At 69.8% G+C, this 24,852-nt stretch carries 20 protein-coding genes and 1 pseudogene; 16 read left to right on the top strand and 5 right to left on the bottom strand.

The window, feature by feature from the left end; translation table 11 throughout:
* Positions 1-3 precede the first annotated feature (3 nt).
* The 4 genes from AB4Z14_RS11110 (at position 4) to AB4Z14_RS11095 (ending at position 3,664) form a co-directional block, all read left to right on the top strand.
* Positions 4-675 carry a hypothetical protein gene (locus AB4Z14_RS11110; protein WP_442275214.1) on the top strand — a complete coding sequence of 224 codons (672 nt, stop codon included), beginning with the start codon at positions 4-6 and terminating at the stop codon, positions 673-675.
* Entirely contained in the window at positions 659-1,468 is an 810-nt protein-coding gene (locus tag AB4Z14_RS11105) for a hypothetical protein (RefSeq protein WP_442275213.1), read from the top strand. The genes AB4Z14_RS11110 and AB4Z14_RS11105 overlap by 17 nt, the downstream gene beginning before the upstream one ends.
* A gap of 160 nt (positions 1,469-1,628) precedes the next feature.
* A complete protein-coding gene (locus AB4Z14_RS11100) occupies positions 1,629-2,591 on the top strand; it encodes a nitrilase-related carbon-nitrogen hydrolase (protein ID WP_056771115.1) in 963 nt (320 codons plus the stop codon).
* Between the two features lie 62 nt (positions 2,592-2,653).
* Positions 2,654-3,664: an agmatine deiminase family protein gene (locus tag AB4Z14_RS11095; RefSeq protein WP_442275388.1), complete on the top strand. Its 1,011-nt coding sequence runs from the start codon at positions 2,654-2,656 to the stop codon at positions 3,662-3,664.
* Between the two features lie 106 nt (positions 3,665-3,770).
* Here the strand turns inward: AB4Z14_RS11095 and AB4Z14_RS11090 are convergent, their stop codons facing one another.
* Positions 3,771-4,283: a DUF4282 domain-containing protein gene (locus AB4Z14_RS11090; RefSeq protein WP_442275212.1), complete on the bottom strand. Its 513-nt coding sequence runs from the start codon at positions 4,281-4,283 to the stop codon at positions 3,771-3,773.
* A gap of 499 nt (positions 4,284-4,782) precedes the next feature.
* On the opposite strand from AB4Z14_RS11090, the gene rpoB reads away from it, so the two are divergent.
* The 9 genes and pseudogenes from rpoB to tuf all read left to right on the top strand — a co-directional run bounded on the left by rpoB (position 4,783) and on the right by tuf (position 19,133).
* Positions 4,783-8,265 carry a DNA-directed RNA polymerase subunit beta gene (rpoB, locus tag AB4Z14_RS11085; RefSeq protein WP_056822101.1) on the top strand — a complete coding sequence of 1,161 codons (3,483 nt, stop codon included), beginning with the start codon at positions 4,783-4,785 and terminating at the stop codon, positions 8,263-8,265.
* A 121-nt stretch (positions 8,266-8,386) separates the two neighbouring features.
* Positions 8,387-12,181 (top strand): annotated as a pseudogene (locus AB4Z14_RS11080) (DNA-directed RNA polymerase subunit beta'); the annotation flags it as partial.
* A complete protein-coding gene (gene dacB / locus AB4Z14_RS11075) occupies positions 12,176-13,360 on the top strand; it encodes a D-alanyl-D-alanine carboxypeptidase/D-alanyl-D-alanine endopeptidase (protein ID WP_442275387.1) in 1,185 nt (394 codons plus the stop codon). The pseudogene AB4Z14_RS11080 and the gene dacB, both read left to right, overlap by 6 nt.
* Positions 13,252-13,689 (top strand): D-alanyl-D-alanine carboxypeptidase, encoded by a 438-nt coding sequence (locus AB4Z14_RS11070; protein ID WP_442275386.1) that lies wholly within the window; start codon positions 13,252-13,254, stop codon positions 13,687-13,689. Before dacB ends, AB4Z14_RS11070 begins: the two co-directional genes overlap by 109 nt.
* 34 nt (positions 13,690-13,723) lie before the next feature.
* Positions 13,724-14,353, top strand: a complete 630-nt coding sequence (locus tag AB4Z14_RS11065) for a hypothetical protein (RefSeq protein ID WP_442275211.1) — start codon at positions 13,724-13,726, stop codon at positions 14,351-14,353.
* A 384-nt stretch (positions 14,354-14,737) separates the two neighbouring features.
* On the top strand, positions 14,738-15,112 hold the full coding sequence (gene rpsL / locus AB4Z14_RS11060) for a 30S ribosomal protein S12 (protein ID WP_020143255.1): 375 nt from the start codon (positions 14,738-14,740) through the stop codon (positions 15,110-15,112).
* Complete coding sequence (rpsG, locus tag AB4Z14_RS11055; protein ID WP_020143254.1) at positions 15,112-15,582, top strand: 30S ribosomal protein S7; 471 nt, start codon at positions 15,112-15,114, stop codon at positions 15,580-15,582. The genes rpsL and rpsG overlap by 1 nt, the downstream gene beginning before the upstream one ends.
* 132 nt (positions 15,583-15,714) lie before the next feature.
* Entirely contained in the window at positions 15,715-17,832 is a 2,118-nt protein-coding gene (gene fusA, locus AB4Z14_RS11050) for an elongation factor G (protein WP_056771105.1), read from the top strand.
* A gap of 104 nt (positions 17,833-17,936) precedes the next feature.
* Entirely contained in the window at positions 17,937-19,133 is a 1,197-nt protein-coding gene (gene tuf, locus AB4Z14_RS11045) for an elongation factor Tu (RefSeq protein ID WP_020143252.1), read from the top strand.
* A 221-nt stretch (positions 19,134-19,354) separates the two neighbouring features.
* Here the strand turns inward: tuf and AB4Z14_RS11040 are convergent, their stop codons facing one another.
* The 4 genes from AB4Z14_RS11040 to AB4Z14_RS11025 form a co-directional block, all read right to left on the bottom strand.
* Positions 19,355-20,185, bottom strand: a complete 831-nt coding sequence (locus tag AB4Z14_RS11040) for a class I SAM-dependent methyltransferase (protein ID WP_442275210.1) — start codon at positions 20,183-20,185, stop codon at positions 19,355-19,357.
* Between the two features lie 62 nt (positions 20,186-20,247).
* Positions 20,248-20,739 carry a hypothetical protein gene (locus AB4Z14_RS11035; RefSeq protein WP_442275209.1) on the bottom strand — a complete coding sequence of 164 codons (492 nt, stop codon included), beginning with the start codon at positions 20,737-20,739 and terminating at the stop codon, positions 20,248-20,250.
* Complete coding sequence (locus tag AB4Z14_RS11030; protein ID WP_442275208.1) at positions 20,736-21,884, bottom strand: WXG100 family type VII secretion target; 1,149 nt, start codon at positions 21,882-21,884, stop codon at positions 20,736-20,738. Before AB4Z14_RS11030 ends, AB4Z14_RS11035 begins: the two co-directional genes overlap by 4 nt.
* A gap of 63 nt (positions 21,885-21,947) precedes the next feature.
* Entirely contained in the window at positions 21,948-22,742 is a 795-nt protein-coding gene (locus AB4Z14_RS11025; protein WP_442275207.1) for a DUF2785 domain-containing protein, read from the bottom strand.
* A gap of 172 nt (positions 22,743-22,914) precedes the next feature.
* On the opposite strand from AB4Z14_RS11025, the gene AB4Z14_RS11020 reads away from it, so the two are divergent.
* The 3 genes from AB4Z14_RS11020 to AB4Z14_RS11010 all read left to right on the top strand — a co-directional run bounded on the left by AB4Z14_RS11020 (position 22,915) and on the right by AB4Z14_RS11010 (position 24,809).
* Positions 22,915-23,268 carry a hypothetical protein gene (locus tag AB4Z14_RS11020; protein ID WP_442275206.1) on the top strand — a complete coding sequence of 118 codons (354 nt, stop codon included), beginning with the start codon at positions 22,915-22,917 and terminating at the stop codon, positions 23,266-23,268.
* A gap of 22 nt (positions 23,269-23,290) precedes the next feature.
* On the top strand, positions 23,291-23,437 hold the full coding sequence (locus AB4Z14_RS11015) for a hypothetical protein (RefSeq protein WP_442275205.1): 147 nt from the start codon (positions 23,291-23,293) through the stop codon (positions 23,435-23,437).
* 67 nt (positions 23,438-23,504) lie between these two features.
* Positions 23,505-24,809, top strand: a complete 1,305-nt coding sequence (locus AB4Z14_RS11010; protein ID WP_442275204.1) for a M18 family aminopeptidase — start codon at positions 23,505-23,507, stop codon at positions 24,807-24,809.
* The last annotated feature ends 43 nt before the right edge of the window (positions 24,810-24,852 follow it).

Here is a 24,852-nt window from a genome sequence, read left to right as displayed (position 1 = left end):
TCGATGACGATGGTCACCACCCGCTCGGAGACCGAGCGATCGCCGCGATCGCAGCGGTCGCCCGAGAGCTCCACCGACCGCGAGCCCGATGAGCTCGACGAGCGCCACGAGCCTCACGACCCCGCTGAGGCCGCGGTTGGCTCCGGTCCCCCCGACGCGCCACGTGCGGGCCTTAGGGGTGTCCGCACGTGGCGCCCCACCCCGCGCCTGCTGTGGATCGTCACGGCCGTGCTGCTGCTCGCGGCGGTCGCCGTCACGGCGACGTTGGGGCGCACCGCGTGGCAGCAGCAGCGCGAGGCCGACAACCGCGCCGCTGCCCTCGCCGCCGGGCGGCAGATCGCCGTCAACTTCGTGACGATGAACGCCACGACGTTCGACGCCGACACCCAGCGCGTCCTCGACGACTCGACCGGGGCCTTCCGCAAGGAGTACGCCTCCACGCTGGCCCAGCTCAAGCCCGTCGTCACCGCCAACAAGACCGTCTCGACCGTCGAGCGGGCCGAGGCCTCGCTCGTGTCGGGCGACGACGACTCGGCCAAGGTCATCGTCGGGGTCGTCGCGCCGACCTCGAACGCCTCGACCCCCAAGGCCGAGAAGAAGACGTACCGGCTCCGGCTCGACCTCGTGAAGGTCGGCGACGCCTGGAAGGTGAGCACCCTTGACTTCGTCAGCTGACCCCCGCCGTCCCCTCGCAGTGTCGGCCTCGTCCGCCGCGAGCTCGCGCAAGCGCGTGGCTGGTGCCCGCCGCCGGTCCTCCGGCGCCGGAGCCCCTGCGACCTCGACGATCGTCCTCGACCGGGGCTCGTCCACCACCGACGAGAGCCGTGGTGGTCCCTCCGCAGGTGACACCGCCGGCACGACCACCACCACCAGCACCGGCGACCGCGAGGCAGTGGTCGTCGAGCGCCAGGTAGGCCCGACCGGCGCACAGGAAGTGGACGCAGACGACGCGCAGACAGAGGACGCCTCGCGCTCGCGCGGCACTGCCGGACTCTGGGCGTCCGCCATCGGCGCCACCCTGGCGCTCGCCCTGCTCGCGGCCTCGCTCGTCTACGGCCTGCGCCCCGGGGTGTCCGACACCGACCGGACGGCCGCGGTGGGTTCGGCGCGGACCACTCTGGAGAGCCTGCTCAGCTACAGCGGCTCCGCGTTCGACAAGCACATCGGGGAGGTCACCCCGCAGCTGACCGCCCCCTTCAAGGACCAGTTCACCAAAGTCGCCGCCACCGACATCAAGCCGATGGCCGTCAAGAACGACGCCACCGTCCAGGCCAAGGTCTACGACGCAGGCGTCATGGACGCCGACGGCGACGGCGGCGAGGGGACGACCGTGCGGGTCATGGCGTTCGTCAACCAGGCCACGACCACCAAGGCCCAGCAGGCACCGGCGATCGACCAGAACCGGGTCATCGCCACGATGCGGAAGGTGGGCGACCGCTGGCTCGTCAGCGAGCTGTCCGCCTTCTGACGGGGGAACGAGGGGGGAAGGTCCCGGGCGCCCGAGAGGTCGCCCGGGACCGAGCGGCCCACGGCGGCGCGCCGGACGCTGCACCCCGGGCGGTGACGCTGACGGGCGCCGTGAGTCGTGGCCCGGACCGCCCGCTGGGCGCTGCGGCATACTGCACGCTGTGAAGCTCATCCAGGCCAATGGCGTCCCAGAGTCCCTCGCCCGCGTCGACCAGCCGGAGGCCACGCCCGTGCGCGTCGGCGTCGTGCAGCACGAGTGGGTCGACGACCCCGCGGCCCTCGTCGAGACCCTCCGCGACGGCATCCGTACGGCCGCCGAGGCCGGCGCCACCATCGTGTTCCTGCCCGAGCTGACCTTGTCGCGCTACCCGGCCGACACCCTGCCCGAGGGCACCCCGTCCGCGACGGCCGAGGACCTCGAGACGGGCCCCACGGTGACCTTCGCCCGCGACGCGGCCCGTGACTTCGACGTCCACGTCCACGCCTCTCTCTACGAGCGCGCCGACGAGGGCGACGGGCTCGGCTTCAACACCGCGGTCGTCGTGGCCCCGAGCGGGGAGGTCGTGGCCCGCACCCGCAAGACCCACATCCCCGTCACGGCCGGCTACTACGAGGACAAGTACTTCCGTCCGGGCCCGTCCGAGGATGCGTATCCGGTTGTGGCACTGGGCGACCCGTCGCTCAAGCTCGGCCTGCCGACCTGCTGGGACGAGTGGTTCCCCGAGGTCGCCCGTCTCTACTCGCTCGGCGGCGCCGAGGTGCTCTGCTACCCCACGGCGATCGGCTCCGAGCCCGACCACCCGGACTTCGACACCCAGCCGCTGTGGCAGCAGGTCATCGTCGGCAACGGCATCGCCAACGGCCTCTTCATGGTCGTGCCCAACCGTTTCGGCACGGAGGGGCTCATCACCTTCTACGGCAGCTCGTTCATCTCCGACCCGTACGGCCGCGTCCTCGTCCAGGCCCCCCGCGACGAGGCCGCCGTCCTCGTCGCCGACCTCGACCTGGCGCAGCGTCGCGACTGGCTCGAGCTCTTCCCCTTCCTCGCCACCCGTCGTCCCGACTCGTATGCCGCCCTGACCGCCCCCGTGCGCGAGGAGCACCGTCGCGAGGTGACGCCGTGACCGACACCGCCGTGACCGACGCTTCTGCGGCGGAGGCCGGTGGGGCAGCGCCCGGCTGGATGATGCCGTCCGAGACGGCCCGGCACGACCGCACGTGGATGGCGTGGCCGAGCCAGGGCTACACGCTCGGCGAGACCACCGAAGAGGTGGCCGCGGCGCGTCGCACGTGGGCCGCGGTCGCCAACGCGGTCGTCGAGTTCGAGCCCGTGCGCATGGTCGTCGTCCCCGCCGACCTCGAGGTGGCCGCCGGCCACCTGCACCCCGACGTCGAGCTCGTCCCGGCCGCCCTCGACGACGCGTGGATGCGCGACATCGGCCCGACCTTCGTCCGCTCGGCCGACGGCTCGCGGCTCGGGGCGGTCGACTGGGTCTTCAACGGCTGGGGCGCGCAGTCCTGGGCCACGTGGGAGCACGACGCCCGGATCGGTGCCTTCGTCGGCGGCCTGTCCGGGGCCGAGGTCGTCGGCTCGTCCCTCGTCAACGAGGGCGGGGGCATCCACGTCGACGGGCTGGGCACGGTGCTGCTCACCGAGACCGTCCAGCTCGACCCGGGCCGCAACCCGGGGCTGGCGCGCAGCGACGTGGAGGCGGAGCTCGCCCGCACCATCGGCGCCACGACATGCATCTGGCTGCCGCAGGGCCTGACCCGCGACTACGACGAGTTCGGCACCCGGGGCCACGTCGACATCGTGGCCACCATCGCGAGCCCGGGCGTCGTGCTGCTCCACGAGCAGCGGGACCCCTCCCACCCCGACCACGCGGTGTCGCGCACCCTGCGCGAGCTCCTCGAGGAGGCGCGGGACGCTCGTGGCGAGCGTTTCGAGGTCGTCGGCGTGCCGGCTCCGCGCACCCTGGCCGACGCCGAGGGGCCCGTCGACTGGTCCTACATCAACCACCTCGTCGTCAACGACGGCGTCATCGCCTGCACCTTCGGGGACGAGCAGGACGACGCGTCCCTCGGTGTCCTCGCCGACGCGTACCCGGGCCGACGGGTGGTCGGCGTCGACGCGCGGCCGCTCTTCGACCGTGGCGGCGGCATCCACTGCATCACCCAGCAGCAGCCCTCCCTCTGAGGCGGGCGCACACTCCCGTCCGACGGGAGCCCCGGAACGCCGAGTGGGCACGTCCCCCACAGGGACGTGCCCACTCGACGTGGTGGTACGGGCGTCGCCCGGGCGGTCAGGCCTGGGGGAGGCGCTGGTGGATGTCCTCGCTCATCCGGACGACCGACAGGTAGAACTCGAGGGTCATGCGGATGACGGCGAGGTAGATGATCACGAAGATCGGACCGAGGATGAGCGCGGCGAGACCGGTCCCGACGCTGTTGGCGAAGCCGGCGAAGACGAAGATGAGCCAGCTCGCGACGAGCGCGACGGTCGCCAGCAGGTAGACGAAGCGCACGAGGATCGGCGTGACGAAGTTCGTGAAGCTGAAGTCGAAGAGAGCCGTGAAGAAGCCGGCCCCTTCCCGCGTGGGGTCGGGGATGCTCGACATCCCGCTCGGTCCACCCGTCGGAGCCACGGGCGGCGGCGGGGGAGGCGTGCTGCCGCCCACAGGTGCGCCGGCGGCGCCGGGTGCGCCAGGTGCCGCCGGTCCGGGCGAGGCGGGCTGGCTGCTCGGGATCGGCGTGGTGGGGTCGCTCCCGGCGGGCTGGTTGAAGGACGGTTGCTCGGGCGGGTTCGGATCGGACATGGCTTCCCTCTCGGAAGGAGACGTCAACGGATCTCTGGCGTGCTCCATGCTAGGGCGGGGGCCGTCCCGACGGTCCTCAACGAGGCCCGCCGCCGCCGTGTTCGTGCAGGTCAGCGGGGTTCCGGGCGGTCCTCGGCGGCGTGTCGCGACGCGCCTGCGAGGGCGAGGGTCTTGACGTCCGGCCCGCGGAGGGCCATATTCGTCGCGTTCGCATCGCGAGCTCCCGGTCCGGGGGGCGTGGCAGGTCACGTCGAGGGCGCCCGGTCGTTCGAGACCGGGTGGGCACCTCGGGAGACGATCTCCGTCCCTTGACCCGGCTGGACACTCCTGCCCTTTACCGGTAGGCTAGGCCTTTGCGCTGCCCATGCCCACCCTTCGCGACCTCGGTCAGGCCCAACACCATGCCATCCGGCATCCGGTATGACCTCGGGACCCGCGAGCGGAGCCATGCGGCAACGCGGATCTGAAGATTCGAAAAAGGCCCGTGGAAGGACCCTCCTTGGCTGCCTCGCGTACTGCGACGAACATGTCCACCGCACAGACCCCTTCGGGGCGTCTGTCCTTCGCGAAGATTCGCGAACCACTCGAGGTCCCCGACCTCCTGGCGCTTCAGACGGAGAGCTTCGACTGGCTGCTCGGCAACGAGCGCTGGCAGGCTCGCGTCGCCGCGGCCAAGGCCGAGGGACGCACCGACGTCCCGGACCGGTCCGGGCTCGAGGAGATCTTCGAGGAGATCTCCCCGATCGAGGACTTCAGCGGCTCGATGTCGCTGTCGTTCCGCGACCACCGCTTCGAGGAGACCCGCAAGACGATCGAGTCGTGCAAGGAGCGCGACCAGACGTACGACGCACCGCTCTTCGTCACCGCCGAGTTCATGAACGCCCAGACGGGTGAGATCAAGAGCCAGACGGTCTTCATGGGCGACTTCCCGCTCATGACCGAGCGCGGCACCTTCATCATCAACGGCACCGAGCGTGTCGTCGTCTCGCAGCTCGTCCGCAGCCCGGGCGTCTACTTCGAGCGCACGCCCGACAAGACGTCCGACAAGGACATCTACACGGCCAAGATCATCCCGAGCCGCGGCGCCTGGCTCGAGTTCGAGATCGACAAGCGCGACATGGTCGGCGTCCGCGTCGACCGCAAGCGCAAGCAGTCGGTCACCGTCCTCCTCAAGGCCCTCGGCTGGACCGAGGCCCAGATCCTCGAGGAGTTCGGCGAGTTCGAGTCGATGCGCCTCACCCTGGAGAAGGACCACACCCAGGGCCAGGACGACGCGCTGCTCGACATCTACCGTAAGCTGCGCCCGGGCGAGCCGCCGACCAAGGAGGCCGCGCAGACCCTGCTCGACAACCTCTACTTCAACGGCAAGCGCTACGACCTCGCCAAGGTCGGCCGCTACAAGGTGAACAAGAAGCTCGGTCTCGACGCCTCGATCAACGACTCGACCCTGTCGATCGACGACATCGTCAAGACGATCAAGTTCATCGTCACGCTGCACGACGGCCAGGACTCGATGAAGGGCGTCAAGAACGCCGAGGAGATCGACGTCCGCGTCGAGGTCGACGACATCGACCACTTCGGCAACCGTCGCCTCCGCTCCGTCGGCGAGCTCATCCAGAACCAGGTCCGCACGGGCCTGTCGCGCATGGAGCGTGTCGTCCGCGAGCGCATGACGACGCAGGACGTCGAGGCGATCACCCCGCAGACCCTGATCAACATCCGCCCCGTGGTGGCCTCGATCAAGGAGTTCTTCGGCACGTCGCAACTCTCGCAGTTCATGGACCAGAACAACCCGCTCGCGGGTCTGACGCACAAGCGTCGTCTGTCCGCGCTCGGCCCGGGTGGTATCTCCCGTGACCGCGCCCAGATGGAGGTCCGTGACGTCCACCCGTCGCACTACGGCCGCATGTGCCCGATCGAGACGCCGGAAGGCCCGAACATCGGCCTCATCGGCTCGCTCGCGTCCTACGGTCGCATCAACGCGTTCGGCTTCATCGAGACGCCGTACCGCAAGGTCACCGGCGGTCACGTGACCGACGACGTCGACTACCTGTCCGCCGACGAGGAGGACCGCTACGTCGTCGCCCAGGCCAACGCGCCGCTCGACAAGCAGAACAACTTCACCGAGGACCGCGTGCTCGTGCGCACCAAGGGTGGAGAGGTCGAGCTCGTCCCCGGCGACGAGGTCGACTACATGGACGTCTCACCGCGCCAGATGGTCTCGGCCGCGACCGCGATGATCCCGTTCCTCGAGCACGACGACGCCAACCGTGCCCTCATGGGCGCCAACATGCAGCGTCAGGCCGTCCCGCTCGTCAAGAGCGAGGCGCCCATCGTCGGTACCGGCATGGAGTTCCGCGCCGCCCTCGACTCGGGCGACGTCGTCCGTGCCGAGAAGGCCGGTGTCGTCCAGGAGGTGTCGGCCGACCTCGTCACCGTCGCCAACGACGACGGCACGTACCAGACGTACCGCATCGCCAAGTTCGCGCGCTCCAACCAGGGCACGAGCTACAACCAGGTCGTCGTCGTCAACGAGGGCGACCGTCTCGAGGCCGGTGGCGTCATCGCCGACGGTCCCGCGACCGAGGGTGGCGAGATGGCGCTCGGGCGCAACCTGCTCGTGGCGTTCATGTCGTGGGAGGGCCACAACTACGAGGACGCGATCATCCTCAGCCAGCGTCTCGTCCAGGACGACGTCCTCTCCTCGATCCACATCGAGGAGCACGAGGTCGACGCCCGCGACACGAAGCTCGGCCCCGAGGAGATCACCCGGGACATCCCGAACGTCTCCGAGGAGGTCCTCGCCGACCTCGACGAGCGCGGCATCATCCGCGTCGGCGCCGAGGTCCGTGACGGCGACCTGCTCGTCGGCAAGGTCACGCCCAAGGGCGAGACCGAGCTGACGCCGGAGGAGCGCCTGCTGCGCGCCATCTTCGGTGAGAAGGCCCGCGAGGTCCGCGACACGTCGCTCAAGGTGCCCCACGGCGAGACCGGCACGGTCATCGGCGTCAAGGAGTTCCGTGCCGACCTGGGCGACGACCTGCCGCCCGGCGTCAACCAGCTCGTCCGCGTCTACGTGGCCAACAAGCGCAAGATCACCGACGGTGACAAGCTCGCCGGCCGCCACGGCAACAAGGGCGTCATCTCCAAGATCCTCCCGGTCGAGGACATGCCCTTCCTCGAGGACGGCACGCCGGTCGACGTCGTGCTCAACCCGCACGGTGTTCCCCGTCGTATGAACCTCGGCCAGATCCTCGAGCTGCACCTCGGCTGGGCCGCCTCGCGCGGCTGGAAGATCGAGGGCAGCCCGGAGTGGGCCAAGGAGATCGCGCCCGACGCGCACGAGGCCCCTGCGGGCACGCGCGTGGCGACGCCGGTCTTCGACGGTGCCTCCGAGGACGTCGTCACGGGTCTGCTCGACTCGACGCTCAAGACGCGCGACGGGGTCCGCCTCATCGATGCCTCGGGCAAGACGCGCCTCTTCGACGGCCGCTCCGGCGAGCCGTTCCCGGAGCCCGTCGCGGTCGGCTACATGTACATCCTCAAGCTCCACCACCTCGTCGACGACAAGATCCACGCTCGTTCGACGGGTCCCTACTCGATGATCACCCAGCAGCCGCTCGGCGGTAAGGCCCAGTTCGGTGGCCAGCGCTTCGGTGAGATGGAGGTCTGGGCCCTCGAGGCGTACGGCGCCGCCTACACGCTCCAGGAGCTGCTGACGATCAAGTCGGACGACGTTCCCGGCCGCGTGAAGGTCTACGAGGCCATCGTCAAGGGCGAGAACATCCCCGACTCGGGCATCCCGGAGTCGTTCAAGGTCCTCCTCAAGGAGATGCAGTCCCTGTGTCTCAACGTCGAGGTCCTGAGCAGCGACGGGACGACGATCGAGATGAAGGAGTCCGACGAGGAGGTCTTCCGCGCGGCGGAGGAGCTCGGCATCGACCTGAGCCGGCGTGAGCCGTCCAGCGTCGAAGAGGTCTGAGAAGGCCCCCTAACGACAAGCGGTGCGTATGCCGCTGGGCCCGCTCAGCGGCATACGCCCCCTCGTCAACGAACACCACTCAGACCAAAGACTTAACGAGAGTTACGAGAGAAGGAACCACGTGCTCGACGTCAACTTCTTCGACGAGCTGCGCATCGGCCTCGCCACCGCGGAATCCATCCGCCAGTGGAGCCACGGCGAGGTCAAGAAGCCGGAGACCATCAACTACCGCACGCTCAAGCCCGAGAAGGAGGGCCTGTTCTGCGAGCGCATCTTCGGCCCCACCCGGGACTGGGAGTGCAACTGCGGCAAGTACAAGCGTGTCCGCTTCAAGGGCATCATCTGTGAGCGCTGTGGCGTCGAGGTCACGCGCGCCAAGGTGCGGCGTGAGCGGATGGGCCACATCGAGCTCGCCGCCCCCGTCACCCACATCTGGTACTTCAAGGGTGTCCCGAGCCGCCTCGGCTACCTGCTCGACCTCGCCCCGAAGGACCTCGAGAAGGTCATCTACTTCGCGGCCTACATGATCACGTCCGTCGACGAGGACCAGCGTCACGCTGACCTGCCGTCGCTCGAGGCGCAGATCCAGGTCGAGAAGAAGGAGATCGAGAACCGCCGCGACGCCGACGTCGAGTCGCGCGCGCAGCTGCTCGAGCGCAACGTCGCCGAGCTCGAGGCCGAGGGTGCCAAGGCCGACGCGAAGCGCAAGGTCCGCGACCAGGCCGAGCGCGAGATGAACAACATCCGCAAGCGTGCCGACCAGCAGGTCGAGCGCCTCGAGCAGGTCTGGGACCGCTTCAAGAACCTCAAGGTCCAGGACCTCGAGGGCGACGAGATCCTCTACCGCGAGATGCGTGACCGCTTCGGTCTGTACTTCGAGGGCGGCATGGGCGCCGCGGCGATCCAGAAGCGCCTCGAGTCCTTCGACCTCGACGCCGAGGCGGACCTCCTCCAGGAGATCATCGCCACCGGCAAGGGCCAGAAGAAGACCCGTGCGATCAAGCGCCTCAAGGTCGTCAACGCCTTCCAGATGACGACGAACCACCCGTCGGGCATGGTCCTCGACGCGATCCCGGTCATCCCCCCGGACCTGCGCCCCATGGTGCAGCTCGACGGTGGCCGCTTCGCGACCTCGGACCTCAACGACCTCTACCGTCGCGTCATCAACCGCAACAACCGCCTGAAGCGCCTGCTCGACCTCGGTGCCCCCGAGATCATCGTCAACAACGAGAAGCGCATGCTCCAGGAGGCCGTCGACAGCCTCTTCGACAACGGCCGTCGTGGTCGCCCGGTCACGGGCCCCGGCAACCGGCCGCTCAAGTCGCTGTCCGACATGCTCAAGGGCAAGCAGGGTCGTTTCCGCCAGAACCTGCTCGGCAAGCGCGTCGACTACTCCGGCCGTTCGGTCATCGTCGTCGGCCCGCAGCTGAAGCTGCACCAGTGCGGTCTGCCCAAGCAGATGGCGCTCGAGCTCTTCAAGCCGTTCGTGATGAAGCGTCTGGTCGACCTCGACCACGCGCAGAACATCAAGTCGGCCAAGCGCATGGTCGAGCGTGCTCGCCCGGTCGTGTGGGACGTCCTCGAAGAGGTCATCACGGAGCACCCGGTGCTGCTCAACCGCGCACCCACGCTGCACCGTCTCGGCATCCAGGCGTTCGAGCCGCAGCTCGTCGAGGGCAAGGCCATCCAGATCCACCCGCTCGTCTGCTCGGCCTTCAACGCCGACTTCGACGGTGACCAGATGGCCGTCCACGTGCCGCTGTCGGCAGAGGCGCAGGCCGAGGCCCGCATCCTCATGCTGTCGAGCAACAACATCCTCAAGCCGGCTGACGGTCGCCCCGTGACCATGCCGACCCAGGACATGATCACCGGCATCTACCACCTGACCGACGCGGTCGACGGTGGCGGCATCGGTGCAGGTCGCGCGTTCTCGTCCCCCTCGGAGGCCCGCATGGCCTTCGACCGTGGCGAGATCCTGCTCGGTTCGGCGATCAAGCTGCGCCTGACGGACGCGGTGCCCCCGGCCGGCTTCGAGCTGCCCGAGGGTGTCGAGGCCGGCGAGGACGGCATCGTCAAGAGCATCACGCTCGAGACGACGCTCGGCCGCGCGATCTTCAACGACACGCTGCCGCTCGACTACCCGTTCGAGAACCGCCCGGTCGACCGCAAGCGCCTCTCGGCGATCGTCAACGACCTCGCGGAGCGCTACTCCAAGGTCCAGGTCGCCGCGTCCCTCGACGCCCTGAAGGAGGCCGGTTTCCACTGGTCCACCCGCTCGGGCTGCACCGTCGCCATCTCCGACGTCACGACGCCGGACAACAAGACGGCGATCCTCGAGGGCTACGAGACGAAGGCCGCCAAGGTCCAGACGCAGTACGAGCGCGGTCTCATCACCGACGACGAGCGTCGTCAGGAGCTCGTCGAGATCTGGACGCAGGCGTCCAACCAGGTCGCCAAGGAGATGGAGACCAACTTCCCGCGCACGAACCCCATCTACCGGATGGTGTCCTCGGGTGCTGGTGGTAACTGGTTCCAGATCCGTCAGATCGCCGGCATGCGTGGCCTCATGGCCAACCCGAAGGGCGAGATCATCCCGCGCCCGATCAAGGCGAACTTCCGTGAGGGCCTCACGGTGCTCGAGTTCTTCATCTCGACGCACGGTGCCCGTAAGGGTCTGGCCGACACGGCTCTTCGTACCGCCGACTCGGGCTACCTCACGCGTCGTCTCGTCGACGTGTCGCAGGACGTCATCATCCGTGAGGACGACTGTGGCACCGAGCGCGGCCTCAAGCTGCCGATCGCCCAGGTCAACGAGACCACGGGCACCCGGTCGCCGAGCGAGGTCGTCGAGGCCTCGGTCTACGCCCGCACGCTGGCCGAGGACGTGGTCGTCGACGGCGAGACGCTCGCCGTGGCCGGCATCGACCTCGGTGACGTCGTCATCGACGCGCTCTACGCGGCGGGTGTCGACGAGGTCCGGATCCGTTCGGTCCTCACCTGCGACAGCAAGGTCGGCACGTGTGCGGCCTGCTACGGCCGGTCGCTCGCGACGGGCAAGCTCGTCGACATCGGCGAGGCCGTCGGCATCATCGCGGCCCAGTCGATCGGTGAGCCCGGCACGCAGCTGACGATGCGTACCTTCCACACCGGTGGTGCGGCCGCGGCCGACGACATCACCCAGGGTCTGCCGCGTGTCGTCGAGCTCTTCGAGGCGCGGACGCCCAAGGGTGTCGCCCCGATTGCCGAGGCCACCGGCCGCGTCGAGATCGAGGACACCGACAAGGCGCGTCGCGTCCTGCTCACGCCGGACGACGGCTCCGAGCAGCACGCCTACCCGGTGAGCAAGCGTTCGCGCCTGCTCGTCGGCGACGGTGACCACGTGACCGTGGGTGACAAGCTCGTCCAGGGCGCGATCGACCCGAAGCAGGTCCTTCGCATCCTCGGCCCGCGTGCCGCCCAGAAGCACCTCGTCGACGAGGTGCAGCGGGTCTACCGTCAGCAGGGTGTGTCGATCCACGACAAGCACATCGAGGTCATCGTCCGACAGATGCTGCGTCGCGTGACGATCATCGAGGCCGGCGACGCCGACCTGCTGCCCGGCGAGCTCGCCGAGCGTGGTCGCTTCGAGGAGGAGAACCGCAAGGTCATGGCCGAGGGTGGGCGTCCGGCCGCCGGTCGTCCCGAGCTCATGGGCATCACCAAGGCCTCGCTCGCGACCGAGTCGTGGCTGTCGGCCGCGTCCTTCCAGGAGACGACCCGCGTGCTCACGCAGGCCGCCATGGAGGCCAAGTCCGACCCGCTGCTCGGCCTCAAGGAGAACGTCATCCTCGGAAAGCTCATCCCTGCCGGCACGGGTCTGCCCCGCTACCGGAACGTCAAGGTCGAGCCCACCGAGGAAGCCAAGGCCGCGATGTACTMGCGGCGGACGACGACCACCACGTATGCCGCTGGGCCGGCTCCCCGACAGGGGAGCCGGCCCTCGGCGTATCCGGGACGGGCGGGTTCCGGCGCCACCGTCTACTCCGCGCGCGACGCCGCCCTGCGCCGCGAGGTGGGCCGGCTCATGACCGACCCGAGCGTGACGGCCTCGACGGCGCACGTGGGAGTCGTGGTGGCCGACGCCTCCACGCGTACGCCGGTCTACGTCCGCTACGCCAACACCCCGCTCGCGCCGGCGTCGACGCAGAAGACGTTCACCGCCGCCGCGGCGATGTCCACCCTCGGCAGCGGCTACCGCTGGCGCACCGACGTCTACGCCCCGTCGGCACCGAACGGGGGAGCGGTCTCACGGCTCTATCTCAAGGGCAGCGGCGACCCGACACTGCTCGAGCGCGACCTGACGTCGCTGGCGAGCGCACTGAGGGCCAAGGGGGTCACGCGGGTCACGGGTGACGTCGTCGGCGACGCGTCCGCCTTCGACGAGGTGCGTTACAACCCCTACTGGCCGACGTCGTACGCGTCGAGCTACTACGCCGCGCAGGTGTCGGCCCTGACGCTGGCCCCGGACACCGACTACGACGCCGGCGCCGTCATCGTCACCGCGACGCCCGGCACGAGCACCGCCAGCGCGCCGCGGCTCACCGTGACGCCGGCGTCCGCGGCCTCGCACGTGCGCCTGGTCTACAGGTCGCCTACCTCCGCCACCGGGTCGGCGACCACGATCTCGGTCGCCCGAACGGTCGGCACCAACACGCTGACGGTCTCCGGTCAGGTGCCGCTCGAGCACTCGGCCGCCAAGAAGTGGGTCACCGTCGACGACCCCGCCCTCATGACCGCGCGTGCGCTGCGCGCGCGGCTCGTGGCCGCTGGCATCCAGGTCGACGGGACCGTCGTGCGCGGCAGGACGCCGGCCGGTCAGGCGCTGCTGGCGCGGCACACGTCGATGACCCTGGGGCAGCTGCTCGTGCCGTTCCTCAAGCTGAGCAACAACGGCCACGCTGAGGCCATCACGAAGACCCTCGCGGCCCGGTCGGGGCGTCCGGGCAGCTGGGCGGACGGCACGAAGGTACTGCGCGACTACGCGTCTCGCATCGGTTCCCCACCGCGGGACTGCGGTTCGTCGACGGCTCGGGACTCGCCCGGGCCGACCGCCTGACCCCCCAGCTCGCGAGCCTCCTCGACAAGGTCCAGCGCACGTCGTGGTGGCCCATCTTCCGTGCCGCGCTGCCGGTCGCGGGGGCCGACCCGGCCCGGTGGACCGGCGGGACCCTGGCGAGCCGCATGCGGGGCACCGCGGCTGCGGGCAACCTGCGCGCCAAGAACGGGAGCCTGACCGGCGTCACGTCTCTCGCTGGCCATGTCACGGGCTCGGACGGCCGCCGCTACGTCTTCGTCATGATGAGCAGCTACTCCGTCACCTCGCCGCGGCCGGTCGAGGACCGTCTCGGCGTGCTGCTCGCGCGCTGGCGCATGACCAACCGCTGAGCCGTGAGACCTGCTGCCTCGGTAGGGTGGTCGCATGACCGAGCCCACGGCCGACGTGCCGAACGCGCCCGAGACCGCCGAGCCCGCGGCGACCGAGCCCACCACCGACGCGCCTGGTGTCGAGTCTGCCGCGGAGCCCGCTGCCGGGCCGGCCGACCGTCGCACGGACGAGAGCGACAGCGGTCCCGCACCGACGATCATCGTGCTCACCGAGGAGGCGCTCAAGCCCGTCGACGTCGACAAGATCATCGGGCTGCACGAGGACGAGGCGCCGACCTACCGGGTCCTCGTCCCCGCCGACACGGAGCGCAACCTGCTCAGCTCCTTCCTCAACCACCTCAGCCTCTTCGAGATGCGAGAGGCGCTCGAGTCGCTGCGCCCGGTGGACCGGAGCGAGGCCCACACCGATGCCGACGCCGCGTTGTCGACGACGCTGGCTGAGTTCGGGGGCCACGACGTCGTGGCGACCGGCGAGATCACCGCCGACGACCCCATGCCGACGCTCGTCGAGGAGGTGGCCCGCCTCGGCGCCCTCGAGGTCGTCGTCGTCACCGAGCCGCACGCCGTCGAGGACACCTTCCACACCGACTGGGCCTCCCGGGCCCGGGAGGCCCTCGGCGTGCCCGTGCTGCACATGTACGCCGGTGACTGGCGTCTGGGCTGACCGGGCGCGTCGGTGCCGTGGCGGGGTGCGCGCCGGACGGCATACCGCATCGGCCCCGTAGGGGCCGGTCTAACCGATTTGGTCGGCGTGCCGCGCCCCGGTACGCTTGAACACTGTGTCTGAGGCACGTAATCAGGCATGCGCGATGACGGCCTCGGTGCCCTGTCCGCCCGCTCACCGCGGGACGTGACATCACTGCGGTCCAGAGCACACCTTTCGCCGGGCAACCCTTCCCACCGACGGCCTCCCGGCCGTCGTGAAGCAGGGGAGTGCAGGGGGAAGTACCGGTTCCGACACACCCGACCTCGGGGGTCGAGGGGCCGAACAGTCAAGGAGTCGCCCGCCAGGGCGACTGACCACGAGCAACGTTATGGAGTAACCAGGTTGCCTACCATCAACCAGCTGGTCCGCAAGGGCCGCCAGGACAAGGCCAGCAAGGCCAAGACCCCGGCGCTCAAGGGTTCGCCCCAGCGCCGCGGTGTCTGCACCCGCGTGTACACCACCACCCCCAAGAAGCCGAACTCTGCCCTCCGCAAGGTCGCCCGCGTGCGCCTCAGCTCGGGCATCGAGGTCACGGCCTACATCCCCGGCGTCGGCCACAACCTGCAGGAGCACTCGATCGTGCTCGTGCGTGGTGGTCGTGTGAAGGACCTCCCGGGTGTGCGTTACAAGATCGTCCGCGGCACGCTCGACACCCAGGGTGTCAAGAACCGCAAGCAGGCTCGTAGCCGTTACGGCGCGAAGAAGGAGAAGAGCTGATGCCTCGTAAGGGACCCGCTCCGAAGCGCCCGCTCGTCGTCGACCCGGTCTACCAGAGCCCGCTCGTCACGCAGCTCGTCAACAAGATCCTCCTCGACGGCAAGAAGTCGATCGCTGAGATGATCGTCTACGGCGCCCTCGAGGGTGCTCGCCAGAAGACCGGCACCGACCCCGTCGCCACGCTCAAGCGTGCGCTCGACAACGTCAAGCCGGCCATGGAGGTCAAGAGCCGTCGCGTCGGTGGCGCGACCTACCAGGTGCCGATCGAGGTCAAGCCGAACCGCTCGACCACGCTCGCCCTGCGCTGGCTCGTCGGCTACTCGCGGCAGCGTCGCGAGAAGACGATGACCGAGCGCCTCATGAACGAGATCCTCGACGCGAGCAACGGCCTCGGTGCCGCTGTCAAGCGCCGCGAGGACACGCACAAGATGGCCGAGTCCAACAAGGCCTTCGCGCACTACCGCTGGTGACCCAGCGGTCCGGTCGGTATGCCGGGGAGCTCGCTCCACGGCATACCGCCGGGCACGCGCCCGCCCGTCACATGACGTGGCCCACGGCGCCCACGATTTTCACCCCACGACGAATGAGACGAGAAACCTGACGTGGCACTCGACGTCCTGACGGACCTCAACAAGGTCCGCAACATCGGCATCATGGCGCACATCGACGCTGGCAAGACCACGGTGACGGAGCGCATCCTCTTCTACACCGGTGTCAACCACAAGATCGGTGAGACCCACGACGGTGCGTCGACGACCGACTGGATGGAGCAGGAGAAGGAGCGCGGCATCACGATCACGTCTGCCGCCGTGACCTCCTTCTGGGAGGGCACCCAGATCAACATCATCGACACCCCCGGACACGTGGACTTCACGGTCGAGGTCGAGCGCTCGCTGCGCGTCCTCGACGGTGCCGTCGCGGTGTTCGACGGCAAGGAGGGTGTCGAGCCGCAGTCCGAGACGGTGTGGCGTCAGGCCGACAAGTACGACGTGCCGCGCATCTGCTTCGTCAACAAGATGGACAAGCTCGGCGCCGACTTCTACTTCACCGTGGCGACCATCAAGGACCGCCTCGGTGCGGAGCCGCTCGTCATGCAGCTGCCGATCGGTGCCGAGAACGACTTCCTCGGTGTCATCGACCTCGTCTACATGCGTGCCCTCGTGTGGCCCGGCGACGCCAAGGGCGACGTGACCATGGGTGCCAAGTACGAGATCGCCGAGATCCCTGCCGACCTCCAGGCGAAGGCCGAGGAGTACCGCATGGCCCTAGTCGAGCGCGTCGCCGAGTCCGACGACGAGCTCATGGAGAAGTACCTCGGTGGCGAGGAGCTGACCCCCGAGGAGCTCAAGGCCGGCATCCGCAAGCTCACGGTCAACTCCGAGCTCTACCCGGTCTTCTGTGGCTCCGCGTTCAAGAACCGCGGCGTCCAGCCGATGCTCGACGCCGTCGTCGACTACCTCCCGTCGCCGCTCGACGTGCCGCCGATGATCGGTCACAAGCCGGGCGACGAGGCCGTCGAGCTGACCCGTGCGCCGTCCACCGAGGAGCCCTTCTCCGCGCTGGCGTTCAAGGTCGCGACGCACCCGTTCTTCGGCACGCTGACCTTCATCCGCGTCTACTCGGGCCACATCAGCTCGGGCACGAGCGTCATCAACTCGACCAAGGGCCGCAAGGAGCGCATCGGGAAGCTCTTCCAGATGCACGCCAACAAGGAGAACCCCGTGGAGGAGGCCCTCGCCGGCCACATCTACGCGGCCATCGGCCTCAAGGACACGACGACCGGCGACACGCTGTCGGACATCAACGAGCAGATCGTGCTCGAGTCGATGACCTTCCCGGACCCCGTCATCCAGGTCGCCATCGAGCCCAAGACCAAGGGCGACCAGGAGAAGCTCGGCACGGCCATCCAGAAGCTCTCGGCCGAGGACCCGACCTTCCAGGTCCACCACGACGAGGACACCGGCCAGACGATCATCGCCGGCATGGGCGAGCTGCACCTCGACATCCTCGTGGACCGCATGAAGCGCGAGTTCAAGGTCGAGGCCAACGTCGGCAAGCCGCAGGTGGCCTACCGCGAGACGATCCGCCGCGCCGTGCTCAAGTACGACTACACGCACAAGAAGCAGACCGGTGGCTCGGGTCAGTTCGCCAAGGTCCAGGTCAGCTTCGAGCCCCTGGGCGAGACCGAGGACGGCTCGATGTACGAGTTCGTCAACGGTGTCACCGGTGGTCGCGTCCCGCGTGAGTACATCCCGTCGGTCGACGCCGGTATCCAGGACGCCATGCAGTACGGCGTGCTCGCCGGGTACCCCCTCGTGGGCATCAAGGCGACCCTGAACGACGGCGCCTACCACGACGTCGACTCCTCGGAGATGGCGTTCAAGATCGCCGGCTCGATGGTCCTCAAGGAGGCCATCAGGCAGGCGGACCCCGTCCTGCTCGAGCCGATGATGGCCGTCGAGGTCCGTACGCCCGAGGACTACATGGGCGACGTCATCGGTGACATCAACTCCCGCCGTGGCCAGATCCAGGGCATGGAGGACATCAGCGGTGCCAAGGTCGTCAAGGGCCTCGTCCCGCTGTCCGAGATGTTCGGCTACGTCGGCGACCTGCGCTCCAAGACGCAGGGTCGCGCGAGCTTCTCCATGGAGTTCGACTCCTACGCAGAGGTCCCCAAGGCCGTTGCCGAGGAGATCATCAAGAAGACCCGCGGGGAGTGACTGCGGGACATCCCGTAGTCTCTTCCATCGGAAACCACCCCAACAGCGCCACGTCCTGCCCTGGTCGTACGGCGTAACACGAGATAGTCCTGAGGAGGACCACAGTGGCGAAGGCAAAGTTCGAGCGGACCAAGCCGCACGTCAACATCGGCACCATCGGTCACATTGACCACGGCAAGACGACGCTGACGGCTGCGATTTCCAAGGTTCTGCACGACAAGTACCCCGACCTGAACCCCCAGTTCGCGTTCGAGGACATCGACAAGGCTCCCGAGGAGCGCCAGCGCGGTATCACGATCTCGATCGCGCACATCGAGTACCAGACGGAGGGTCGTCACTACGCCCACGTCGACTGCCCGGGCCACGCTGACTACGTGAAGAACATGATCACGGGTGCGGCTCAGATGGACGGCGCGATCCTCGTGGTCGCCGCCACCGACGGCCCCATGCCGCAGACGAAGGAGCACGTCCTCCTGGCCCGCCAGGTCGGCGTCCCCTACATCGTCGTGGCGCTCAACAAGGCCGACATGGTCGACGACGAGGAGATCCTCGAGCTCGTCGAGATGGAGGTCCGTGAGCTCCTGTCGCAGTACGAGTTCCCGGGCGACGACCTCCCGGTCGTGCAGGTCTCGGCGCTCAAGGCGCTCGAGGGCGACGAGAAGTGGGGCCAGTCGGTCCTCGACCTCATGGACGCCGTCGACAACTCCATCCCCGAGCCCGAGCGCGACGTCGACAAGCCGTTCCTCATGCCCGTCGAGGACGTCTTCACGATCACCGGTCGTGGCACCGTCGTCACCGGTCGTATCGAGCGCGGCATCCTCAAGGTCAACGAGGAGATCGAGATCGTCGGCATCCACACCGGTCCGCCGGCCAAGACGACCGTCACGGGCGTCGAGATGTTCCGCAAGCTCCTCGACGAGGGTCGCGCCGGTGAGAACGTCGGTCTGCTCCTTCGTGGCACGAAGCGCGAGGACGTCGAGCGCGGGCAGGTCATCTGCAAGCCGGGCTCGATCACCCCGCACACGGACTTCGAGGCTCAGGTCTACATCCTCTCGAAGGACGAGGGCGGCCGTCACACGCCGTTCTACGACAACTACCGTCCGCAGTTCTACTTCCGTACGACGGACGTGACGGGTGTCGTGCACCTGCCCGAGGGCACCGAGATGGTCATGCCCGGCGACAACACCGACATGACGGTCGAGCTCATCCAGCCGATCGCCATGGAGGACGGCCTCAAGTTCGCCATCCGCGAGGGTGGCCGCACGGTCGGCGCCGGTCGCGTCACCAAGATCATCAAGTGATCTGACGCTGCACCTGCAGCAACTGCTTCACCGGTAGGGCCCGTTCCGCTTCGGCGGAGCGGGCCCTTCCGCCGTCCGGGCGGCGCGAGGCGCCCGACGGCCCGAGCGGCGTCAACCGTCGAGAGGCCAAAGTTCGCCCCCTGAACCGTCGAAGGGCCAAAGTTCGCCCCCTCCAAACCGTCGAGTGGCCAACGTTCGCCGTCCTTCTGCCGCGCGTCAGGTCAGGGTCTGGTGGCGGTGGTGTAGCGGACCTGCTGGGTGAGGTGCAGGAGGCCGTCCTCGCCCCGGTCGGGCTCGAGAGCTGACTCGATGTCGGCCAGCACGGCGGGGAGCCCGGGGTCGGGGACGGAGGCCCAGAACTGGCGCATGCCGAGCGTCATCGTCCAGGCGCGCCAGGCGGCTGCGTCCGGGAGGGTGACGTCGAGCGGCTCGTCGTGGCTGTCGACGTCGGTGGCCCCTGCGGACTCGAGGAGCGCGGTCACCGAGTCCGTGGTGGCGAAGGGGCCGGTCCGACCGGTGGTGCGGGCGTCGAGGACCTGGGGCGGCGCATACGCCATGAGCACGGCCTCGGCGGCCGTCCAGGCAGGGTCGGTGGGACCGAAGGTCGACAGGCCGAGGCGACCGCCGGGGCGCAGGAGGGCGATCCAGCAGCCGAGGGTCTCGGCGGGCTGGGGGTCGAAGAAGAGCACGAGAGACGCGGTGACGACGTCGAAGGTGTCGGGCGGCATCGTGTCCGGGGTGGCCTCACCCGTCCGGGTGTGGAGGGTGCTGACCGCTCGGGTCTCGGCCTCGGTGCGCAGCTGGTCGAGCATGGCGGAGGAGAGGTCGACCGCGGTGACGTGGCCGGTGGGGCCGACGGCGTCGACGAGCGGGAAGGTCGCGGCTCCGCGGCCTGCGCCGACGTCGAGGGCGCGGTCACCGGGTCGGGGCGAGGTCAGCTCGACGAGGCGGGCGCCGATGGGTCCGAACCACGGCACGTTGCTGCGGTCGTAGCCGGGAGCGAGCTGGTCGAAGAGCGCGGCGACGCCGGCGCGGCGTTCGGAGGGGTCCATGGCCCGATGGTCCTCCTGGCGGGGGCCGGCCGGCGGGTTGCACGGCCGCCGATCCGGTGCGGCTACTGGCCGAGGGCGACGAGGACGACGGTGTCGGAGTCGGCGGCGAGGTAGGCCTTGGCGCGGAAGGATCCCTGGGCGAAGAGCGCGTCGAGCGAGGTAGAGCGGAGCAGCTGACCCGACGGCAGAGCGGAGCGGACGCCGTCCTCGACGTCGGGGGTCTCGGTGGTGGGCTCCGGTGAAGCTGCGCGGAGGGTGGCCGCGGTCTCGGGAGTGACCTCGACGACGGCGTCGATCCAGTACGTCGACGGTCCCGGTGCGTCGCCGCCGAGGGTCCCCGACATCCACGTCGCGGAAACCGGTGTGCCGAGCGCGCTGAAGCGCTTGGTCAGCGGCTCCAGGTCGGTGCGCACGTCGCCGGTTCCGGTCTTGGTCGCGCTGCTCACGGTGCTCCTCGTGCGGTCGTTGGCGGGGGTGGGTTCGGTGCTGCACCCCGCGGTGACGGTGACGGTCAGGGCGGCCGCGAGCGCGGCCAGGGCGGGGCGGGTCCTCATCGGCTGCTCCCTCGTTCGTCGGCTCGGTCCTCCCGACCCAGGCCCGGGGTGCGCTCGACATCCCCCGGTCCCACGTCGATGCTCGGCGGCGGCGAGCCGACCGGCCACGTGATCGTACGCGTGACGTCGCCGCTCGACGGGAAGGGCTTGGCCCAGCCGATCTCGGTGAAGCGCCCGTTCTCGTTGTCGCCGGCGCCGCTCGCGATGTCGGACTGGTCGGGGTTGAAGTTGTAGCAGTCCTCGGCGTGCACCGTGACCTGCATCGAGACCTTGCCGTTCAGGGCGGTGACGTCGGCGCTGCTCCACTGCTGGTAGCCGCCGATCGTCTTCTGCCAGTTCTCGGTCGTCGGGTAGGCGGTCGCCGGGTGAGCGTCCCCGGTCATGCTGAAGTGCGAGTTGCCGTTGCGGACCATCTCGTCGACGGCCGCGGCGGTGCGGGCGACCTCGGAGTTGACGTTCGCCGCGATCGACGGGTCCTCCTGGTAGCCCTCCTCGTAGTCGAAGCGCATCGGCTCGCCGTTGTTGTCCCAGTAGTGGGCATACATCGCCGTCGCGTCATCGAGGTCCGACTTGACGATGCGGCCACCCTCGAGCTTCGCCATCCACTCGAGCTTGGCGATGTGGTCGTGCCAGTTCGAGTCCTTGGAGTCGTACTCGAACCCCTCGTCCCACTCGATGTGGGGCTTCGTCGGCTCACCGAAGTCGTAGCCGTCGACGGGACCACCGGTGCCCGTCGTGGCAGGCGGCGGAGGGGAGGACGGGGTGGGCGCGGGTCCCGGCGACGGTGACGGGGTGGGGCCGAACGACATCGGGACGCCGGCGCCGAAGGGAACTCCAGCTGCGGTGCCACCGGATCCGCTTGTCCCACCGGCGTTTCCGCTGGCACCGCGCTGCTTCGCGGCGTTCTCGCGCAGCTTCGCGCCGAGGCCGTGCAGGGCGCGCTCCAGTGCGTCGATGCTGGGGGCGGACGACCGCCAGTCGCCACGGAAGGAGTCGAAGTCCCTTCCGCCCCAAGCGGTTCCGAGCGCGCCGAACGCGTGGTCGACGGCGTTGCGTACCGCCCGGCACTCGCCCGCGAAGCGGTCGAGCTCGCTGGCGCTGCGATCGAGGACGTCAGGATCGGCGCCCTTCTTGTACACGACCACGGCTGATGCCCTCCCCGAGCTGTCGGCGTCCGTGGCGACCGAGGCGTGGCCGCTCCCCAAACCCTAGGCAGGGTGGGCCGGCTCGGCCAATGGGGAGCTCTCCCCGTCACAGGCGGTCCGCGGCCGCCAGAACCACGGCGTCACATCGGCCAGGAGCGAGGCGATCTCGCGTCGGACCGGCTCCCCGTGCGGCACGGCGACCGGCTCACCGTCCCGGAGCACCTGCTCGTCGAGGGCCACGTGCAGCGAGCGCAGCGTCCGCATCGTGTTGCTCGCCTCGGCGGGCACCGGACCCGGAGATCCCGCCGCGAACATCGCGCGGGAGTGACCGAGCCACCCGATGGCCGTGGCCTCGTCGACGTCGTCGCGGGTCAGCACGAGGGCGATCGCGTAGGCGAGCCGATCGTCCTCCTGGTCGCGCCACACGGACGTCGTCGGTGCGACGAGCCGAAGACCCAGGGCGTCGAGCAGGGCCGCGGGGTCGCCGACACCGGCGGCGCCACACGCCCCGAAGAAGTCGGCGCCGTGCGCGACGGCGTGCACCCACCCGAGGACGGGGTCGTGCCCCCGGAGGTCCGGCTCGGCGACGTACCACCGGGTGACGTCCTCGACCCAGCCCGGCTCGAAGTCGCCGGCGGAGACGAGTGCGGCGAGGACGAGCGGCGCGAAGGCCCGCGCCTCCACCCGTGAGTGGTCGAGCCGCTCGAGCATCTCCACGGCGAGCCACGAGCGGGCGTCCGCGCCGAGGGCACCCTCCCGCACGAGGCGCGCCAGGGCGGCATACGCCCTGTCGTCCCGCACCGCGGGGTCGGGGGAGGCCAGGTCGTCGACGAGGGAACGCAGCATGGTCTCGGGCATGCGGGGGATCCTGCCACCCGCCCCCACGGCGTGGCCGCGGCGACGTTCGTTGCCGCCGGTGCCCGGATGCCGTATGACTGGCCGCATGGTCTCGACAGGGGAGAGGGTGTCGGCGCGGCGCCCGGCAGGTGGCAGGGGACCCGGCCGTGGGAGAGGGAGCCGGTGGGCCTCGGTGCTCGGCGTCGTGCTGGTGCTCTCCGTGTCCGGGTGCGCCAAGGACGGCGGCTCCGCCTTCTCCCTTCCCCGGGCGGGATCGCAGGCGGGTCCGGCCGCCGCTGACCCGACGTCCCGGGCACCGACCGACCCGGTCCCGACCACCCCCTCGCCCGCCACGCCGGCCTCGACCGTGGCCACGGCGACGTCGGACCCTGCCGCGCCGGTGGTCGTCGCGGGCCGCGTCACGGCCCGGAGGGCGGGCCTGTCCTTCGAGGTGCCGGACGGGTGGCAGGCCATCGACCCGTCGTCCGCTACTCGCGCCGGCGCCTCCGTGCTGCCGGACTCGTTCCGGACGCTCGCCGAGCAGTGAGGCCCTCGTCGCGAGGTCGCGGGTGCCCCTCGCGACGATGATCGTCGCGAGCCGGTCCCTCGCCGTCCAGCTGGACGGGCACGTCACCTACATCACCGTCTCGGCCTCCGACTGGGACACCGCCGACGCCATCGCCGACGGCATCCTGCGGACCCTGCGCCGCGTCTGACCCCGCGCGTCCCCTCCGGCCGGCCCGACCCGAGGCGCCGGCCGACCGGCGGATAGGGTCGGGAGCCATGGCGCACTCGTTCGACACGGATACCGAAGCCCAGGGCCTCATCGACTACGTCGACGCCTCACCGACGCCGTTCCACGCGTGCGAGCAGGCGGCGGCGCGGCTCGTCACTGAAGCCTTCACCGAGGTCGTCGAGACCGAGCCGTGGCCCACCGAGCCGGGCCGGCGCTACCTCGTGCGGGGCGGGTCGCTCATCGCCTGGGACACCACCGGCGCGCACGGGGCCGGGGCCGGTCCCGCGGCGGGCTTCCGCGTCGTCGGGGCCCACACCGACAGCCCCAACCTGCGCGTCAAGCCCAACCCCGACCACGCGCGCGCCGGCTGGCAGATGCTCGGCATCGAGCCCTACGGCGGCCTCATCCTCAGCTCGTGGCTCGACCGCGACCTCGGTCTCGCCGGCCGGGTCGCCGTGCGCGGCGCCGACGGCGTCGAGTCGCGGACGTTCCACGGGCGGGACGCGCTGCTGCGCGTCGCGCAGCTCGCCATCCACCTCGACCGCACCCAGAACGAGGCGCTCACCCTCAACAAGCAGGCCCACATGGAGCCGCTCTGGGGCGTCGGCGACGAGCCCGGCGACTTCGTCGGCTACCTCGCCGAGCAGGTCGGGGTCGACCGCGAGGACGTGCTGTCCTGGGACGTCATGACCCACCCGGTCCAGCCGTCCACCCGCCTCGGTCGGGCGCGAGAGCTCATCGCGGCCCCGCGCCTCGACAACCTCGCGACGTCGTATGCCGGTGTGCGGGCGCTGCTCGACGCCGTGGCCACCGAGCCCGCCCACGTGCCTGTCCTCGTGCTCTTCGACCACGAGGAGATCGGCAGCACGTCCGAGCGCGGCGCCACCTCGACCCTGCTGCCCTCGGTGCTCGAGCGCATCGTCACGGCCGGCGGCGGCACCCGCGACGACTACTGGCGGGCCCTGGCAGCGACGGTCATCGCGTCCGGCGACATGGGTCACGCCACCCACCCCAACTACGCCGACCGCCACGAGCCGATGCACCAGATCCGCGTCAACGGCGGACCCGTGCTCAAGGTCAACACCAACCTGCGCTACGCGACCGACTCGGTCGGTGCGGCGGCGTTCCGCCTCGCCTGCGAGCAGGCCGGCGTCCCCATGCAGACCTTCGTGACCCGCAGCGACCTGCCGTGCGGGTCGACGGTCGGGCCGGTGACGTCGTCCCTGACGGGCGCGACGACCGTCGACTTCGGGGCGGCGGCCCTGTCGATGCACAGCACGCGCGAGCTCATGGGGGCCGAGGACCCGGCGATGTATGCCGGAGCGCTGAGCGCGTTCCTCGCCCCCGCCTGAGCACGCGGCGGGGGAGTCGCAGCACGCTCCCGCGGGACGGTCC

Origin of the sequence: Terrabacter sp. 2TAF16 (genome assembly GCF_052115065.1) — a bacterium.
Classification (GTDB): domain Bacteria; phylum Actinomycetota; class Actinomycetes; order Actinomycetales; family Dermatophilaceae; genus Terrabacter.
The sequence above is the reverse complement of the archived record's forward strand: the minus strand, read 5'-3'. Positions and strand labels throughout refer to the sequence as shown.